The organism is Flavobacterium sp. IB48, from assembly GCF_016405855.1.
GTDB lineage: Bacteria > Bacteroidota > Bacteroidia > Flavobacteriales > Flavobacteriaceae > Flavobacterium > Flavobacterium ginsengisoli.
Genome location: NZ_JAEFCA010000002.1, coordinates 674,205 through 691,980 on the forward strand (window position 1 = coordinate 674,205; position 17,776 = coordinate 691,980).

Sequence of the window (17,776 nt, forward strand, 5' to 3'; positions counted from 1 at the left end):
TTTCAGGTTTAAAGTTTTAGGTTTTCGGGTTTAACCGCAAAGAGCGCGAAGAATTACGCAATCCCGATAGCTATCGGGAGCAAAGTTTTTAGTTTTGAGAAAGAAATAGCTCGCAAAGTCGCTAAGACGCGGAGTTTTTTTTTAATTGCCTCCAGTTTTAACTGGAGGTTTAAAAAAGACAAGCATAGAAAAGGCTTTAGCCAAACCGAGAACTGTTTGGCTAAAGCCCTGATAACATTACAATCATTTCACATCCAGCTAAAGCTGGACGCAATTCATTTATAACTATTTTAAAAAGAGCCTTTGCGTCTTAGCAACTTTGCTAAATTTTATTTTTTAGCGTCCTTTGCGCAAATCTTAGCGTGCCTTGCGGTTAAAAAAACTAATTATTTAAACTCGCTGATCGCAATCCTTTTCCAGAAGCAGATAAAACAACTTCCTTCACATTTTCATCTTTCTGAATTATGATTTGAGCATAACCATTAAAAAGCTTTCTTTTCCAAGATTCCGCTGGTGTTATTACTTGAATAATTCCTGGATCCGTATTCATAACATCCCAGTCTTTTACTTTCTGTAATGGTGTCGCTGCAATGTGAATCGTGTTTTTGCCTTCTTTTAAAATAGATGCATTTAGAATATATTTTTGCGAATCTTCTTTGCTTGATTCTACTTTATTTCCATTTACAAAAACTACCGTTTCTACTCCTATTTTTTTATAAAAGAAACTTACCACATTTGAAACTGAATTATTTTTCAAATCAAATTCTCCTTTATAAATATAGGATGGTGCTTGTTTTTTATAATCTCGATCTTTAAAAGCTTCTGTCCATTCTTTCTCTAAATAACTTGGCAATTGCTGTGGCAAAGTTGCATTTGCTTCTTCTCTTTCCTTAAAATTATTTATAGCAACCAAACTAATGTCATCAATAAACTGATCGCTTTCTAATGAAGTTGGATCGCCATTTCCAACTCCTAAAATTTTTCCGCCTTTTATCGAAAATGTGATTTCGTCATTTGCAGTTGGAACATGCAAACCATTTTTATCAGTCGTTTCAACCGTTACAACAGAAACATTTCCTTTTAAAACATTTTCTTTATCTAATGACAATTTGATGTTTTCTGCTTTTCCCGTTGTTTTTTGAACTTCAGAAAGTACTTTTTTACCGTCTTTATATCCAACAGCTTCCAAAGTTCCGGGAGTATAATTTACTTTCCATTCTAAATGGCTATTTTGTTCCATTTTCTTTTTTCCTAAACTCTTTTTGTTTAGAAAAAGCTCTACTTCATCGCAATTCGAATACGCCCAAACATCGATTTCTTTGCCTTCCATTCCGCTCCAATTCCAATGCGGAAGCAAGTGCAGAACTGGTTCTTTTCCCCACCACGATTTTAAGTAAAAAACATTGTCTTTCGGGAAACCGCAAACATCCATCATCCCGAAATAAGAAGTTACAGATGGCCAACCATAAGGCGTTGGTTCTCCGCGATAATCAAAACCTGTCCAAATAAACATTCCTGCCAAATAAGGTCTTTCTGCATAGAATTTCCAACCTTCTTCTATACTGTAAAAAGTTGGTCTTGGTTTTTTATCATAAGCACTTTGATAATGTTTGGCATCATCTGTAAAGTAAATTCCTCGTGTTGCAAAAGTCGAACCTTCTTCGGTTCCCATTCCTGGCTGTTTCTTAAACTGACTTCTGTGTGCATCAATATCTCCGTTTCCTAAATAATTATACCCCATAATTTCAACCACAGAAGAAATTCCGCTTTTAAATCCGCTGCTGATTCCAACTGTGACAGGCCTTGTCGGATCAATGCTTTTGCTGAAATCCTGCATGATATTGGTAATTCTTTCACCAGTAATTCCTCCCTCGATCTGCCATTCTTCATTTCCAACCGACCAACAGAAAATACTTGGATGATTGCGATCTCGTTCCATCATTCGTTGCAAATCATTTAAATGATAATCGTTTATTCCCATTAAACGGGTTTCATCAATAACTAGCATTCCAAGTTTATCGCAAGCATCTAATAATTCTGGCGTTGGCGGATGATGTGAACAACGATAGGCATTCGAGCCCATTGCTTTCAGTTTTGCGATTCTATAATACTGAATTTCATCAGGAAGTGCTGTTCCAATTCCTGCGTGATCTTGATGATTATTAGTCCCTTTCAGTTTTACATGTTTTCCGTTAAGAAAAAAACCATTTTCTGGATCGAATTTTATGGTTCTGATTCCAAATGAAGTTCTATATTCATCAATTACTTTTCCTTCGCTTTTTATTTCTGTAATTAACTGATATAAATTAGGTGAATCAATATCCCATAAAAGCGGATTTTTGACATTCAATTTTGATGAATATGTTTCTGATTTGTAAAATTCTGGAGCCGAAACATTTTCAGAATTCGTTGCTACTTGCTTTCCTGAAGCATTTAAAATAGTTTGACTTATTTCTACATTTCCTTTATAATGGCCTTTATTTTCCAATTTAACTTCTGCATTAACTAAAGCATTATCATTTGAAATTTCTGAAATTACATAGGTTCCATTTTGTGCCACATGAAGTGGATTTGTTTTTTGCAAATAAACATGCCTGTAAATCCCTGCTCCTTCATAAAACCAGCCCTCTTCCATCGAAGCATCAACTCGAACAACAACTGTATTTTCTCCGCCATAATTAACGTAAGCCGTTACATCATATTCAAAACCATTATAACCGCTTTCTTCGGTTCCTAAATAAAATCCGTTAAAAAATACTTTTGAATTTCTAAAAACGCCATCAAATTTTAGAGAAATAATTTTCCCCAAATCTTCATTCGAAATGGTTATTTTCTTTCTATACCAACCAATGCTCTTTTCAGGATAGTTTTTTCCTGCTGCTTTAAATCCGTGACTAAAACTTGCGCTTTCGTTAAAAGGCTGTTCAACTGCCCAATCGTGTGGCAAATCCAGTTTTCTCCAAGCTCTATCATCAAAATCTTTTGCGGCAGGTCCGTCGGCAAATCCAGTTTTGGTCAAATACGAAAAATAACCTTCTGCGTGACCAAAATCTTTTTTTGTGTCATATAAATGACCGAGTGAAAAACGCCAATCTTTATCAATCAGAATAAGATCTCTGTCCGATTTGCGCTGTGCAAAAACAGGAATTGAAAATAGAATTAAGAAATAAAGAATAGTTCTCAAGAAAAAATTGGTTTTCATAGGTTTGGTTGTTAATAAAATCAAATAGCGATAAAAATAAAGCTTTTAACAAAGAAAGATTAATAGTATTTTATCAAAACATGATAACTCATTCATAACAAATAGTTATAAAGCGGTTTCTAAAATTTAGAATGAATCTAATGGCTTCAGATTCAAAAATGATTTTCTTTTGATGTAATTTTATATTAAAATCATAAAAAGCAATTATACGATGAGTACTATTATCAACGAAAATAGACTACAAAGTACTTTTAAAAGCCTTGATCATAAGATTAACAAACTTAATGATCAGAAGATTACCGCTTTTTTTGAATCTTTAGGATTGTTAGAAAGAAAAGACGTTCCGAAAGACTTTTTGAATTGGGAAAACATTCTAATCGTTGTTCCAAATCGACATGTTTCGCACGAACTGAAATACTATAAATATACGATTTCACGAATTTCATTTTTAACAAATCCTTACGCAGATCAAATTCATATTTTTGATCTCAAAGATTGGAAAAGCGCATCGGGAAACAAAACGCAGTTTCAGATTAGAGAAATGCTGAAAACTAGTTTTGGAGGTGTAAAGAAAGTAATTAAAGAGTCTTAGAGAAAATTAAAAATTTAGAATTAAAAGCCCAATCTATATTGGGCTTTTATGTTTTTAACTGCAATTGCAAAATTTTATTTCTCTCGCAGATTTGGCAGATTATGGAGATTTTTTCTTCTATTTATAAAAATTTAAATCTGCTCAATCTGCCAAATCTGCGAGAGAAAATCTTTTAGATGAAACACTTTGAGGTTAAGGAAAATCTATTGCACCTCTAAAAGCTCTTTAATTTTAGCTTCTAACGCCTGTCCGTGAATGTTTTTTGCTAAAATAATTCCGTTCTTATCAATTAAAAAGTTTAATGGAACAGATTGCAACATATAATCGCTAACAACTGGAGATTGCCAGTATTTTAAATCACTAACATTTGTCCAAGGCAACTTCCCTTTTGCAATTGCTCCAGTCCATAATGGCTTTTTCGTATCCATCGAAACTCCGTAAATCGATAATTTATCTGGATAAGCATTATTCAATTTTATTAATAATGGCTGTTCTTTAATGCAAGGCCCACACCAAGAAGCCCAAAAGTCAATTAAAACTAAAGTTCCTCTTAAAGAAGAAAGTGCAATTTTTTCTCCTTTTGTGTCCGGAAGATCAATTTCTGGTGCAATATTTCCAACATCTACGCCTACAACTTGAGCTTTAGAATTGGTGATTACACAGCATAAGAATGCTAAAATAAGTACAGTTTTTTTCATAATAGATTAAGTTTTGTTTGTTTGAGGATTATTTTAATCTCATAATCAACACAATAGTTTGTCATTTCGACGAAGGAGAAATCTTCGCAAGTAACTCCGCAACGAATGTCTAATCTTTGTCGAGCTTCTCGTGGAGATTTCTCCTTCGTCGAAATGACATAAAATGAGAATAAAACTCTGCGTTTTTCTTTGATTAAAACTAAAACAAATATAATTTTTCTTTAATAAAATCTCTTTGCGTAACAAAAAGTTTCTTCCTCCCTAATCATAAAATTATCCTAAATACTTTTCTTTAAATCCATATATCGGGAAAAGTCGATATATTTGCATCATGGAAACGATAGAAATATTTAAAGCATTATCCAACAAGTCCAGATTACAAATGCTGGAATGGCTAAAAGAGCCCGAAATTAACTTTCCGGGACAGCTAGAACATGCCGGATTTGAGCATGGTGTCTGCGTTGGGCAGATTCAAGCCAAAGCTGGTTTGACGCAATCCACAGTATCCGAATACCTGTCTATTTTGCAGCGTGCTGGTTTTATTGAAGCCAAGCGTGTTGGTCAATGGACTTATTATAAACGTAACGAAGGTGCCTTTGAAGCACTTAGTAAATTAATTCAATCTAATTTGTAAAATTACTATGAGTACAAACAACCTCTTTTCTGAGTTTAACTTAAAGACGTTAAATCTGAAAAACCGAATCGTAATGGCGCCAATGACGCGCTCTTTTTCTCCTAACGGAGTTCCAACTGATGAAGTCGCAGCTTATTACCAAAAAAGAGCTGAAGGTGAAGTTGGTTTAATTTTATCTGAAGGAACTGTTATTGACAGAAAATCTTCTTCTAATGATGCTAATGTTCCTCACTTTTATGGCGATTTGGCTTTAAACGGATGGAAAAAAGTTATTGATGAAGTTCATGCTGCTGGTGGAAAAATGGGACCGCAGATCTGGCATATGGGAATTATGGACAATCACCACTCGGGATGGGTTCCGCCGGTTCCTTTTGAAGGTCCGTCTGGATTAAACCGTCCTGATTTTAGAAATGGTGTTGCCATGTCTGAAAAAGATATTGAAGAAACTATTCTTGCTTTTGGTAAAGCAGCTGCTGATGCTAAAAGATTAGGTTTTGACACTGTTGAAATTCACGGTGCACATGGTTATTTAATTGACCAATTCTTTAGAGCTGAAACAAATTTACGTGAAGATATCTATGGAGGAAAAACACTTCCTGAACGTAATCGTTTTGCTATTGAAGTGATAAAAGAAGTGAGAAAGCAAGTTGGAAATGACTTTGCTGTAATTATGCGTTTTTCTCAATTCAAACCTTCTGATTACAACTATAAATTGGCTAAAAATCCGCAAGAATTAGAAGCTTGGCTTACTCCTCTTGTTGATGCTGGAGTTGATATTATTCATGCTTCACAACGTCGTTTCTGGGAACCAGAATTTGAAGATTCTGATTTGAATTTTGCAGGATGGGCTAAAAAAGTAACAGGAGCGCCAACTATAACAGTTGGTTCTGTGGGACTTTCTGGCGATTTCTTTGGAGCATTTGCTGGCGAAAGTTCACAACCAACTTCTCTAGACGAATTAAACAGACGTTTCGATAGAGGCGATTTTGATTTGGTTGCTGTTGGAAGACCTCTTTTATCTGATCCAAATTGGGTGGCAAAAATCAAAGCAGGAAAAACTGACGAATTAAAAGGTTTTACTAAAGAGGCTCTAGGTCAATTGGTTTTAGAATAATTTTTTTTGAGGTACTAAGTACTAAGCTACTAAGATTCTTAGGCACTAAGTTTTTTTTGAATACCGTAATTAAAAAATTTATCTTTGCATTCGATATGAAATTCTTGAACAGCATATTACGTCTTCCTTTTTTCAGCACTTATTATTATGCAATAATATCTGCTCGGATAGGCTATGCATATAATTCAACGTATTCACGACTGTAAATTAAATAGATAAATTATATAAACCTTAAAGCCCGGGCATTTCGTCCGGGCTTTTTTATTTTCAAAAAAATGGAAACAATTCAAAAATTAAAAGAAAATGCTGCCATCTTTCTTCCCGAAAATGGCTTAGAAGAAAAATTAAACCTAGCTAAAAAAGAAAACAGAAAATTAATTATTAAACTGGGTTTTGATCCAACTGCTCCAGATTTGCATTTGGGGCATGCTGTTGTGCTTAAAAAACTGAAACAATTTCAAGATTTAGGACATCAAATTGTAATTGTTGTTGGAAGTTTTACGGCTAGAATCGGTGATCCGACTGGAAAAAACAAAAGCCGAAAACCTTTAAGTATTGAAGAAGTACAGCACAACGCAGAAACCTACATTTCGCAATTGTCTAAAATTATTGATGTTGAAAAGGCCAAAATTGTTTTCAACTCAGAATGGCTTGACGAACTTCCTTTTTCTGAAGTGATTCAGATTATGTCAAATGTGACGGTTGCACAATTGATGCATCGAAATGACTTTAATAAGCGTTTTAGCGAGAATACGCCAATTGCAATGCATGAATTGGTTTACCCAATTTTGCAAGGTTTTGATTCGGTTAAAATTAATGCTGATATCGAAATGGGCGGAACAGACCAATTATTTAACTGCACCATGGGGAGACAGTTACAGGAAAGTTTTAAACTTTCGGGACAAATTGTAATGTGTATGCCTTTACTTAAGGGATTGGATGGAAAGGAAAAGATGAGCAAATCGCTTCATAATACAATTGGTTTAATTGATGAACCAAATGAAATGTTTGGTAAAACGATGTCAATTCCTGACGCTCTTATTTTAGAATTTTTAGAATTGACAACCAATTTTTCATTCGAAGAAAAAGAAGAAATCAAGAAAAGATTAGAGAAAGAAAATCCGATGGATATTAAAAAACTAATTGCTAAAAATATTATCAGCCAATACCATAATCAAAATGAAGCAGAACAAGCAGAACAATTTTTCATTAATCAATTTCAAAGTAAAAATGCAGCATCAAAATCATTTATTCCTGTTTCGATTTCTTCTTTAGAAAATCAAACCAATAAAATGACTTTGATTGATCTTTGTGCAATCATTAAAAATGATATAACAAAATCAGCTAATAGAAGATTAATTGAAAGTGGTGCAGTTCAAATCAATAATGAGAAAATTATAAATCCAAACGAATTGATTTTATTAGAAAAAGAAACAAAAATCAAAATTGGAAAGAGAAATTTTTATGAATTGCAATAATTGAATCATTATTGTTTGTAAAGAGCGAACCTCTGCAATTTAATTTTACATTTCTATATTCGGGTTTCAAAAATAAATAAGAAAGGGATAAACAATTAAGTTTATCCCTTTTTGAATATCTATAACTAACAAAATTTAGAAATTCATTATTTTTAGGTTCGAGTTGCAAAGGGACAAAGTTTTTCAGCTCTGCACCTTATCTCTTTAAGCCTTTGCCTCTTTTTACTGTAAAGAAACTTTTCTTTTTTGGAATTTATTTACAAGCCATTTTCTAACTGGTTCATCGTATAATTTTAAGCATACGAAAGCTAATATTATGGTCACAATTAAAACTCCAATTCCTTCTAAATATCCATTTTCCATACTAACTTTATTATCTACGACCCAAGCTGTAAACCAATAAATTAACGGATAATGTGTAATGTAAATTGGATACGAAATGTCTCCTAGAAGTTTACAGATTTTTAATGAAAATTCATTTTTAATCTCTCCTCCTGCTCCAATTGCCACAATAAGCGGAAAAATTAAAATAATACAGATTGATTCGTATAAACCATTTATCCAAAGACTATTTTCGTCTCCAAATCTTGGCAGTGCCAAAACAATCGTGATTAAAATACTGCAAATCCAAAAGGCGTTTTTTACATGAATAAGTTTTCCTAGACGGCAAAGTAATACTCCAGCAAAAAACGGATATAATAAACGGGTAAAACCGACATTCATTTGCTCCAAATTCAATGACCAACCGCCAATTACGTCTCCTTTTGATCCGAAAACTGTATAATTAATTAGCAATCCAGCAAATATTAATACAAAGACCGACATTACTTTATTCGAAAATTTACGAAAGATTAAGGCGTACAAGATGTTTGCAATATATTCGAAAAAAAGCGACCATGCCGGCCCATTTAAAGGATGCATTTCTCCCCAACCTCTAATTTCTAATGAAGGTGGAATTGGCAAAAGTGTAAAACCTATTACCATAGTTAAAATAACTTTCCAGACTTCCATTCCCGCAATCATTGGAAATAATGCGTCTGAAGCTTGAAAATAGTAAAATATAGCCCCAATGATCATTCCTAGAATTACCATTGGCTGCAAACGAATTAAACGGCGTTTGTAAAATTCCCATTGTCCCATTTTACCCCAACGGTCGTCATATGCATAAGCGACAACAAATCCTGATAAAAGGAAAAAGAAATCTACCGCAAGATATCCGTGATTTATAATTTGTTTAAAACGGTTTCCGCCTGCAAAGGCTTCAAAAATATGGAAAGCAACAACTAAAATAGCTGCAACTCCACGCAGTCCGTCTAGAATTTCGTAATGTTTTTTTGGTTTAATATCAGATGAAATTGAACTCATTTGTTTTTGGTTTAAGGTTAAGTTAGATTGATAAAATTTTAGATTGATTGTGATCTAAAATTATTTTTTGAGTTTGGATTTTTAGATTGAAATTTAGCTTATTGATGATTTTTTAGCCATTCTGCTCTTCTCTGGTCTGGTAAATGTTTTACAGAGAAGTTTTCAAATTTTGCTTCAAAGCCTTTTCCGTCAGGAGAAGCAGCCATTAAACCTACCATAACTGGTGCGTTATCTTGTAAAGGCGCATTTCTGGTCATGATATAGTTTTTATCATCAAAAGAATAGAATATTTCAACGGCATCTAATCGTCGTACGGCTTTAATCCAAATAAAAGGAGGCACTTTATCTAAAGTTGTTACGCTCCAATCGCTTTTGTCGTGTGTTACAACGGTACTGACATTAAATTTTCCGTCTACAAACTCCACTCCTGTTTTGATGTAATTTTTCTCGTCTATACGAATCATCAAACCCATCTGGTCAAAACGAGCGATGTAGTTTCCTGTCAATTTTACTTTTGCTTCAAACTCTCCACCATAATTGGCGTAGTAAAAAGGCGCATCATCCACCGTGAATCCATAGTGCGAAATTCTCCAGTAATCGCTATTTGCGGTGACATTCATAATCAATGCATTATTTTTAATTTCCCATTTTTCAGGTTCATTAAACCATTGCATTTTGTTCAGACTCTGTGCTGAAAGGTTCTGGAACATGACAAAACCAAATGTAAATAGTAGTATTCGTTTCATTTTCAAAATTTGATTTTTATTATTAAAGCAAAACTTCTAATATTTTGTTTGTACATCTAAAATTTTAAGACAAAAGCAAAGCTGCAAATTTTTACACTTGCAGCTTTACAAACCAACCAATTTTAGAAATAAAAAAATTATTTAAGTGAGAATTTCACTTTAGATTTTATATCTGTTGATGAAGCACCAATAATTGCTTCGAAATCACCAGGTTCTGCAACCCAGTCATGTTTTTTATCATCGAAGAAACTTAAAGCCGTCTTATCAATTGTAAACGTTACTGTTTTTTCTTCTCCAGCTTTAAGAGCAACTTTCTCAAAACCTTTTAATTCTTTTATCGGACGAGGCAATGAAGATTTCACATCAGTAATGTACAATTGTACTACTTCAGATCCTTCTCTGCTTCCTGTATTTTTTACGTTAACTGAGAATGTAATTTTATCTCCTTCGTTAATTTGTTTTTTGTCAGCTGTTACTTTTCCGTAAGCAAAAGTAGTGTAGCTTAAACCGTGTCCAAAAGAGAACAATGGTTTGATTTTGTTTTTGTCAATCCAACGGTATCCAACAAAAATTCCTTCGTTGTATTTTACGTCATCGCCACCTGGAAATTCTCCTAAGGCATGAGCTCCGTTATCAGATAATTTTACTGGGAAAGTGAAAGATAATTTTCCAGAAGGATTTACATCTCCAACCAAAACATTTGCTAAAGCATTTCCTGCCTCAGTTCCTAAAAACCATCCCTGAACAATTCCTGGAACTTCTTTAATCCAAGGCATTGCAATTGCATTTCCAGAAATATTTACAAAAACAATGTTTTTATTTACTTTCGCTAATTCGCTAATTAATTTATCCTGACCATAAGATAAATTCAACTCTTTACGATCATGTCCTTCGTCATCTTGATTTTCGCTTTTGTTCAATCCTCCGATAAAAAGAACAATATCAGCATCTTTAGCTACTTTTAAAGCTTCTGCAGTCAATTCAGCTGGAGAACGTTTTTCTTCCAAACTTACTTTAGCAATAACTCCATTGTAATTACTTGTAGGATCTCCTACATAACCTCTTGCATAAACAATTTCAGCTTGGTTTCCGATTCTTTTCTTTAAACCTTCAAGTGGCGTGATTTCGTATCTTGCTTTAAGCGAAGAACTTCCTCCACCAACTGTCATCATTTTGATCGCATTTTCTCCAATTACAGCAATCTTTTTGGTTTTAGAAAGATTGATTGGAAGAATATTGTTGTTGTTTTGCAATAAAACGATTCCTTCTTCAGCAATTTTACGGCCAGCCAAAGCATGCTCTTCAGTTCCAAAAGATCCAAAAGGACGGTTTCTATCCATTGTAGTTAGGAAAGATAAACGTAGAATGCGACGTACTTTTTCGTCCAATTCTTTAGTTCCAACTTCTCCTTTTTTGATCATTTCTGCATATGGTTTTGCTAAATAGTAGTTATCATATGCATTACTTGTTCCCCAAGAAAGTCCATTTGTCCAAGAACCGAATTCCATATCCAAACCATTGTGAATAGCTTGTTTAGTATCACTAACTCCACCCCAATCTGAAACTACAACTCCTTTGAAGCCCCATTCTCCGCGAAGAATATCGTTTAATAAATATTCGTTGTGGCAACATTGCTGTCCTTTGTATTTGTTGTAAGCTCCCATAATTGACCAAACATCACCTTCTTGAACTGCAGCTTTAAAAGCAGGAAGATAAATTTCGTACAATGCACGGTCGTCAACGATTACGTTAACCGAGTTACGATTTGTTTCTTGATTATTTAAAGCAAAATGTTTTACGCAAGCTGCAACTCCATTTGCTTGAACACCTTTAATATAAGGAACAACCATTTTAGATGCCAAAAACGGATCTTCTCCCATATATTCGAAGTTACGACCGTTTAATGGGCTTCTATAAATATTTACACCAGGTCCTAATAATACATTTTTGTTACGGTAACGTGCTTCTTCTCCAATAGATTTACCATATAAAGAAGCCAATTCTTTGTTCCATGTAGATGAAAGTGCCGTAAGCGCTGGAAAAGCAATACAAGAATCGTTTGTCCATCCAGCTTGATCCCATTCGTCCCATTTTACCTCTGTACGAATTCCGTGTGGTCCATCAGTCATCCAGTTTTCGGGAATTCCAAGACGTTTAACACCTGGAGAACTAAATTTAGACTGCGCATGAATCATGGCAATTTTCTCATCAGTTGTCATTCGTTTAAGCGCATCTTCTACGCGCTCTTCAATCGGTTTTTTATCATCTAGATAAACTGGAACTTTATTCTGAGCATTTGCTCCCAAAGAACTCAGTAAAAGTAAAACAACAATTGTTTTAACGTTTTTTAACATAACAGTAATAATTAAAGCATTAGTTAGATAATATTATAAAGTCTATATAAAAACTTTTCTATCATATTGTAAAACTAAAACGTTATCGTACAAGTTACATTTTTAGACAGAAAAAAGTAGTGGTTTAAAAAATTAATACATTGATTTTTAAATATTTAAAACAAAAAACACCTTAAAAAAAGTAGTGATTTTGAAATAAACATTTACGCTTTCAAAGCCATTGAGCCAATTTTCATGACCATTTCTTCGAAATCATTTCGCGAAACTGCGGCCTTATTTCGAGCTCTTGTGCGATAGTTGTAAATTGTGCTTAAAGAATAACGCAAAAATGCTGCTATTTTAACACTGTCCGTAATTCCGAGTCTGATTAAAGCAAAAATTCGAAGTTCTGTATTTAGTAATTCATTTTGCTTTAAAACGATTTGCTCTTCTGGAATTAATAAAGCATTGAAATCTTTGACAAATGTTGGATATAAGTTTAAAAAGATAATATCGAAGTTTTTGTATAATTCTTCTAGCTCATTATCAACCAAAGTAGTTGATTTTAATATTTTGTAAATTTCATCGAATTGTTTTGCTGTTGCTTTCTTGTTTAAACTAATGCGATAATTTTCTAATTTGTTAATGTAAGTTGAGCAAAGACTGAAGAAATGTGCAATATATTCTTCTTTAACCAAATTAGATTCAGACAATTGCAGATTACTTTCTTGCAACTGCTTGTTTGTTTCAGTAATATCTTTATTTAACTCTGCTAGTTTCTGGCTGGTTTCATAAAGTTCGCTTCTAATTCTAGAAACCTTTTTCATTTGTTTGTAAACGTAAATAATTGCAACTAGTAAAAATAGAGAAAGCAAACTGATGCAAAGCAAATAAATCTGTAATTCACTTTTTCGTTGCGCTTCACGTTCCTGATAAACTGTATTAATAATCGAATATACTTCTGACATCAACAAAGTTCGAAACTGAACATTGCAATATAATGCATCTTCAATCGCAGATTGTGTGAGTTTATAAGCCATATCAACATCTCCAATTTCGTAAAAAACTAAAGCCAACTCTTGGAGTGAAGCATTGTCTTTATTGGCATTTTTAATATCTGAAGTGGCAGAAAGTGCATAGTATCTTTTTCTAGCTTCTAAGTCATGCGTAGCTTCACCTATTTTTCCTAACAAATAGGTAATCATTGCATATTCTGGACTTTCTTCTTTTGTTTTATTCAATAAAGCTAATAACTGCTTTTTGGGATCATTGTATTTTTTATCAATAAAAATATCTTGCTGGATTCTATTAATTTGATATTCTAATGTATTTGGTTTTAGAATACTTAATAATGAATCACGATAACTCCCAATCTGTTTTCTGTACTCAGGACTATAACTATTAGCCGCATAATGTTCAAAAAATTCACGATACGAAATATAATAATTTGGAAGTAAAGAAGCAGGAAGACTTTTTTTATTAATGCTTTTTAAAATTGCTTCAGATTCACGGTATTTTCCAGAAGAAGAATAAAGTGTTACCAGTTGCAATTGCGCTAAATCTAAAAGTTCTTTATTTTGAAGTTCTTCGGCAATTTTGATGTTCTTTTTTACGTATTGAATTGCAGAATCTGAGTTTAGTTTCTGATATTCAAAATAAAGTGTTTTGTTATAATTATACTCCTGCTCTTTCGTAAGATTATCCGATTTTATCTTCTTGAAATTCAGAATTCGCTCTTCTTTAATCTTTACATAATGCTGTTTATTTTTAATCGCTTCGTTTAATTCTTTCAAAATAACATCTGTACTCTCCGATGCAAAAAGTGGAAGGTTTAAAATAAAAAACAGAAATAAGTAATATTTTTTCAAAGCGATTTTAATATAAAGGAATTACAAATATAGCAAAGCGAAAATATAAAAAATGAATTATTTTGAGAGTGGTTATAATTAACCAAAAATGATATTGCAGTATTTTCTACTATAAATAATACAATGACAAAGATATAATTACTATAAATAAATTTATTAGAACAAAAGCTTTGTGAAAGTTTTTAAAATTTCACAAAGCTTTGCTATAATATATAAAACTAAAGCGCAATAGGCGCCGCTAAACAACTTTCTGGAATATTGAAAGCATTTACGAGAGCCACAGCATCTGGACGAATATCCCAACAAAGCTGATTTACCATTTTACGGACTGCTTTGGTTTTTACCGCTTCCATATAACCGTCTTCAAGATACCAACCTTTGTTTTTTTCTATCTGCGAAAGCGCATATAACTGATTCAATTTCGTCAAAATAACTTTCGAAGATTCGTCTTCAACTGCTTTTATTGCGATTTGAAATTGCTCTAAGACTATTCTTTCCAAATATGCTTCGGCCACATCAATCATTTGATGCTGCACAACGTTGAAAGCATCATAAGGTTCTAATCCTCCATCAATCAATTTTTTGATACGTCTAGCTGCTGAAGCCAAAATTGTTTTTTCTCTATGAACAAATGCCTGAAGATGAAATTCTCCATCTAACAAATGTTCGTCTTCTGTTCTACGGGTTGCAATTGGGTTTTTCTCCGCAATTGCTGTTTTTGCATTTTCGTATACATAATTGATAATTCCCAACGAACCCATTTCTCCAAATGACTTTCTGAATTCTGCTAATCTGTTTTTAGCTACTAATTGCATTAAAACGGTATTATCTCCTTCAAAAGTGGTATAAATTTCAGTATCATTTTTAAGCGCATCTATTCTATTTTCAGACAAATAGCCTTTTCCTCCGCAAGCTTCTCTACATTCTTGCAGAATATCTCTCGTGCTCCAAGTAGAATACGATTTCATTCCTGCTGCCAATGCTTCGATTTCTTGCATTTCAGCTTCGGTTCTGTTTAAAAATCTACTCGTTAAATATTGAAGTGCAAAATGAACGGCATACGTTTTAGCTAAGTGTGGCAATAATCGACGCTGATGCATTCTGTAATTTAAAATAGGAACTTCAGAACCTCCTTCTGGACCAAATTGTCTTCTTTGATCGCTGTAGCGAATGGCAATTGTTAATCCTGATTTAGCTGCAGCTAAAGCCGAACGCGGAATTCCGATTCTTCCTCCAACCAAAGTTCCTAACATCGTAAAAAATCGTCTATTATCACTCGGAATCGGGCTTTCAAATTCGCCTTTATCATTTACTGAAGCAAAGCGATCCAGCATATTGTCTTTCGGAATCACCACATTATCAAAACTTATTGTTCCGTTATCTACGCCATTTAATCCCATTTTATGACCGCAATCGCCAATTGTTACTCCGTTTAATACATTTCCGTTTGGATCGCGTAACGGAACCACAAAAGCATTTACGCCATAATCATGATCGTCAATAATTAATTTAGCAAAAACAGTTGCCATTTGTCCATGAACAGCTGCGTTGCCAATATATTCTTTTTGAGCATTTTTATTTGGCGTATGAATGGTAAAAGTCTGATCGTTATGATTGTAAGTTGCTGTTGTTTCTAGACCTTTTACGTTCGATCCGTGATGTGTTTCGGTCATGGCAAAACAGCCTGGAAGTTTCAACGAGCCAATATCTTTTAAATATTTAGCATAATGTTTTTCAGTTCCTAACGATTGAACACTCATTCCCCAAAGTCCAAACTGAACACCAAATTTAATTACCAAACTTAAATCGTGATAACTCAGCGTTTCCATGATGGCGAAATAATCTTCAATATTTCCTCCTCCGCCATATTCTTTTGGATAAGCCATGCTTCCTAAATTTTCATCGGCTAGAATTTTGCACCATTTGTAAACGGTTTGTCTAAAAACATTAATATCAGTAGACGTTTCATATGCAAATTCAGGTCTCGAAATCACAGATTTAACTCTTTCAATTATTGCAGCTTCTTTTCCGTCTAAAAGTTGAGTGATTTTCTGAATGTCAAAACTAGCATCTGTATGAGAATTGGCTGTAAAAGAATCCGCTTTGGTTTTAAAGTTTTGAAGCGCTTCTTCGCCTAAAATCCCTAAATCATTTTCTAGTTTTTTGAAATCGGATTCGATTGGTGTTAAATCCAAATCGGTTCCCGAAAGTGCTCTTGCAATATCAAAAATCGACTTAACAGAAGATTTATCCTGAATGCTTTTTTCAATATCCAATTTCCATTGTGTGAGTTCATTTCGCGAAGGCGGATTTGAAATATCTACTTTAGAAAGCAAATATTCTTTTTCTTCTTGAGACAAAACATTTAGCGAATTTATAAACTCTTTTAAGGTTGTAAACTCTTTTTGTGTCAGTAAATCATCTGACCACACTAAATAAAATAACGGAGTAAAGGCTTGAAGTTTGGTATTTTTCATATCAACAGTATTCGGTTTGGAAATAGTTTTTTTTAGCCACAGATTTCACAGATTTAAACGATTTTTTTTTCGCCACGAATTCCACTAATTTTCGCAAATTTTATTCCCTATTCTAAAAATAATTTAATTCGTGAAAATTAGTGGAATTCGTGGCGACACTTTTTTTGTACAAAGAATATAATCCTTTTAATCTGTACAATCTGTGGCTAAATATTTTTTTCAGTTTATCGCAAAAAAAACAGGAATGAAAAATACTCATTCCTGTTTAAACATCCTGTTAAGGTTCTTATAATTTTCGATTTTAAACCAATAAAAAATATGAAAACTAAGAAATTAAGAACCCTTGGATATTGAGGTCATTTTTTGCTTTATGGCAAAAATATGATGCGAATTAAAAACTAACACTGCGGTAAAAATGATACCGTATGCTGTAATCTGCAAAGGCGTAATATTTTCTTTGAAAAAAAAGGCCGCCAAACCAAATGCAATCATCGGATTAATGTTTAATAACATTCCAACTGTTGAAGAGTTGATTCCTGAAAGTGCATATAAATTGAGAAATAACGGAATTATAGTAAATACAATTGCAATGGTTTCAATGCAGAGATAAAACTTAAATTCCGTTGGAACCGGTCCCCCAAAAACCGGATAAAACGGTAATAAAAACAAGGCTGACAATGTGATATGAAAAGTCAAAACAATAAACTTATCAAAACCTCTGTTAGCACGTTGGCTTACTAAATAAGCAGCATAAGTAAGCCCTATAATAATACTGAAAAACATATCCATTATATCGGTGTATGAGAGCAATATGCATCCCGAAATACTTAATCCGACAGAAAGCCATTGTGTTTTTAGCAGTTTTTCTTTCAGTATAAAATAAGCCAATAAAGTTGTTAAAATTGGACAAACCAAATATGCCAAAGAAGCTGCTTTTACACTCACATGATTAACCACATAAATAAAGGTGAACCAGTTTGCCATCAAAAAAACACTTCCGCCAATATTCAGCAGAACCGATTTTCTTTTTTCTGATTTTGATAAAGCTTTAAAAATCTTAATCGTTTCTTTTATTTGTTTTCTTTTAAACAAAAAAGCAATTAAAAGCATTAAACCAGCACAACTGAAAACACGAAAAAACAAAATATCTAACGAAGGATATTCATGAATTGGCTTTAAAACCAAACTGAAAAGTCCCCACGTAATAAAGGCTGAAATCGCCGCGATATAATACTTTGTTGTTTTCACAAAATTGCTTTTGAATTGTTT

General features: G+C 33.3%; 12 protein-coding genes. 4 read left to right on the top strand and 8 right to left on the bottom strand.

All coding sequences use genetic code 11. The annotated features are described in order from the left end of the window. Window positions 1-382 precede the first annotated feature (382 nt). Window positions 383-3,202 carry a beta-galactosidase GalA gene (gene galA, locus JC605_RS09950; protein WP_198856027.1) on the bottom strand — a complete coding sequence of 940 codons (2,820 nt, stop codon included), beginning with the start codon at window positions 3,200-3,202 and terminating at the stop codon, window positions 383-385. Window positions 3,203-3,413: 211 nt separating this feature from the next. Between galA and JC605_RS09955 the strand changes: the two genes are divergently transcribed. Further along, window positions 3,414-3,794, top strand: a complete 381-nt coding sequence (locus tag JC605_RS09955; RefSeq protein WP_198856028.1) for a hypothetical protein — start codon at window positions 3,414-3,416, stop codon at window positions 3,792-3,794. 203 nt (window positions 3,795-3,997) lie between these two features. On the opposite strand, the gene JC605_RS09960 is transcribed toward JC605_RS09955, so the two are convergent. Next, entirely contained in the window at window positions 3,998-4,492 is a 495-nt protein-coding gene (locus tag JC605_RS09960) for a TlpA disulfide reductase family protein (protein WP_198856029.1), read from the bottom strand. A gap of 331 nt (window positions 4,493-4,823) precedes the next feature. Between JC605_RS09960 and JC605_RS09965 the strand changes: the two genes are divergently transcribed. From JC605_RS09965 to tyrS, 3 genes are all read left to right on the top strand, one after another. Then, window positions 4,824-5,126 (top strand): helix-turn-helix transcriptional regulator, encoded by a 303-nt coding sequence (locus JC605_RS09965; protein ID WP_091496855.1) that lies wholly within the window; start codon window positions 4,824-4,826, stop codon window positions 5,124-5,126. 7 nt (window positions 5,127-5,133) lie between these two features. Continuing rightward, entirely contained in the window at window positions 5,134-6,240 is a 1,107-nt protein-coding gene (locus JC605_RS09970; RefSeq protein ID WP_198856030.1) for an NADH:flavin oxidoreductase, read from the top strand. A 275-nt stretch (window positions 6,241-6,515) separates the two neighbouring features. Then, on the top strand, window positions 6,516-7,718 hold the full coding sequence (gene tyrS, locus JC605_RS09975; protein ID WP_198856031.1) for a tyrosine--tRNA ligase: 1,203 nt from the start codon (window positions 6,516-6,518) through the stop codon (window positions 7,716-7,718). A gap of 222 nt (window positions 7,719-7,940) precedes the next feature. Here the strand turns inward: tyrS and JC605_RS09980 are convergent, their stop codons facing one another. The 6 genes from JC605_RS09980 to JC605_RS10005 form a co-directional block, all read right to left on the bottom strand. Next, window positions 7,941-9,083 (bottom strand): acyltransferase, encoded by a 1,143-nt coding sequence (locus tag JC605_RS09980; RefSeq protein WP_198856032.1) that lies wholly within the window; start codon window positions 9,081-9,083, stop codon window positions 7,941-7,943. Between the two features lie 98 nt (window positions 9,084-9,181). Beyond that, window positions 9,182-9,829 (bottom strand): DUF1349 domain-containing protein, encoded by a 648-nt coding sequence (locus JC605_RS09985; protein WP_198856033.1) that lies wholly within the window; start codon window positions 9,827-9,829, stop codon window positions 9,182-9,184. A 137-nt stretch (window positions 9,830-9,966) separates the two neighbouring features. Further along, on the bottom strand, window positions 9,967-12,183 hold the full coding sequence (locus JC605_RS09990; protein ID WP_198856034.1) for a glycoside hydrolase family 3 C-terminal domain-containing protein: 2,217 nt from the start codon (window positions 12,181-12,183) through the stop codon (window positions 9,967-9,969). A gap of 203 nt (window positions 12,184-12,386) precedes the next feature. Next, window positions 12,387-14,030 (bottom strand): DUF6377 domain-containing protein, encoded by a 1,644-nt coding sequence (locus tag JC605_RS09995; protein ID WP_198856035.1) that lies wholly within the window; start codon window positions 14,028-14,030, stop codon window positions 12,387-12,389. A 218-nt stretch (window positions 14,031-14,248) separates the two neighbouring features. After that, entirely contained in the window at window positions 14,249-16,507 is a 2,259-nt protein-coding gene (locus JC605_RS10000) for an acyl-CoA dehydrogenase (protein WP_198856036.1), read from the bottom strand. Window positions 16,508-16,840: 333 nt separating this feature from the next. Then, window positions 16,841-17,755, bottom strand: a complete 915-nt coding sequence (locus JC605_RS10005) for an EamA family transporter (protein WP_198856037.1) — start codon at window positions 17,753-17,755, stop codon at window positions 16,841-16,843. Between the last annotated feature and the right edge of the window lie 21 nt (window positions 17,756-17,776).

Bases quoted from the DNA above. Each gene is read 5' to 3' on its own strand.
- JC605_RS09970 (WP_198856030.1), top strand. From the start codon at position 5,134: ATGAGTACAAACAACCTCTTTTCTGAGTTTAACTTAAAGACGTTAAAT.
- JC605_RS09955 (WP_198856028.1), top strand. From the start codon at position 3,414: ATGAGTACTATTATCAACGAAAATAGACTACAAAGTACTTTTAAAAGC.
- JC605_RS09960 (WP_198856029.1), bottom strand. From the start codon at position 4,492: ATGAAAAAAACTGTACTTATTTTAGCATTCTTATGCTGTGTAATCACC.
- tyrS (WP_198856031.1), top strand. From the start codon at position 6,516: ATGGAAACAATTCAAAAATTAAAAGAAAATGCTGCCATCTTTCTTCCC.
- JC605_RS10000 (WP_198856036.1), bottom strand. From the start codon at position 16,507: ATGAAAAATACCAAACTTCAAGCCTTTACTCCGTTATTTTATTTAGTG.
- JC605_RS09965 (WP_091496855.1), top strand. From the start codon at position 4,824: ATGGAAACGATAGAAATATTTAAAGCATTATCCAACAAGTCCAGATTA.
- JC605_RS09980 (WP_198856032.1), bottom strand. From the start codon at position 9,083: ATGAGTTCAATTTCATCTGATATTAAACCAAAAAAACATTACGAAATT.
- galA (WP_198856027.1), bottom strand. From the start codon at position 3,202: ATGAAAACCAATTTTTTCTTGAGAACTATTCTTTATTTCTTAATTCTA.
- JC605_RS09990 (WP_198856034.1), bottom strand. From the start codon at position 12,183: ATGTTAAAAAACGTTAAAACAATTGTTGTTTTACTTTTACTGAGTTCT.
- JC605_RS09985 (WP_198856033.1), bottom strand. From the start codon at position 9,829: ATGAAACGAATACTACTATTTACATTTGGTTTTGTCATGTTCCAGAAC.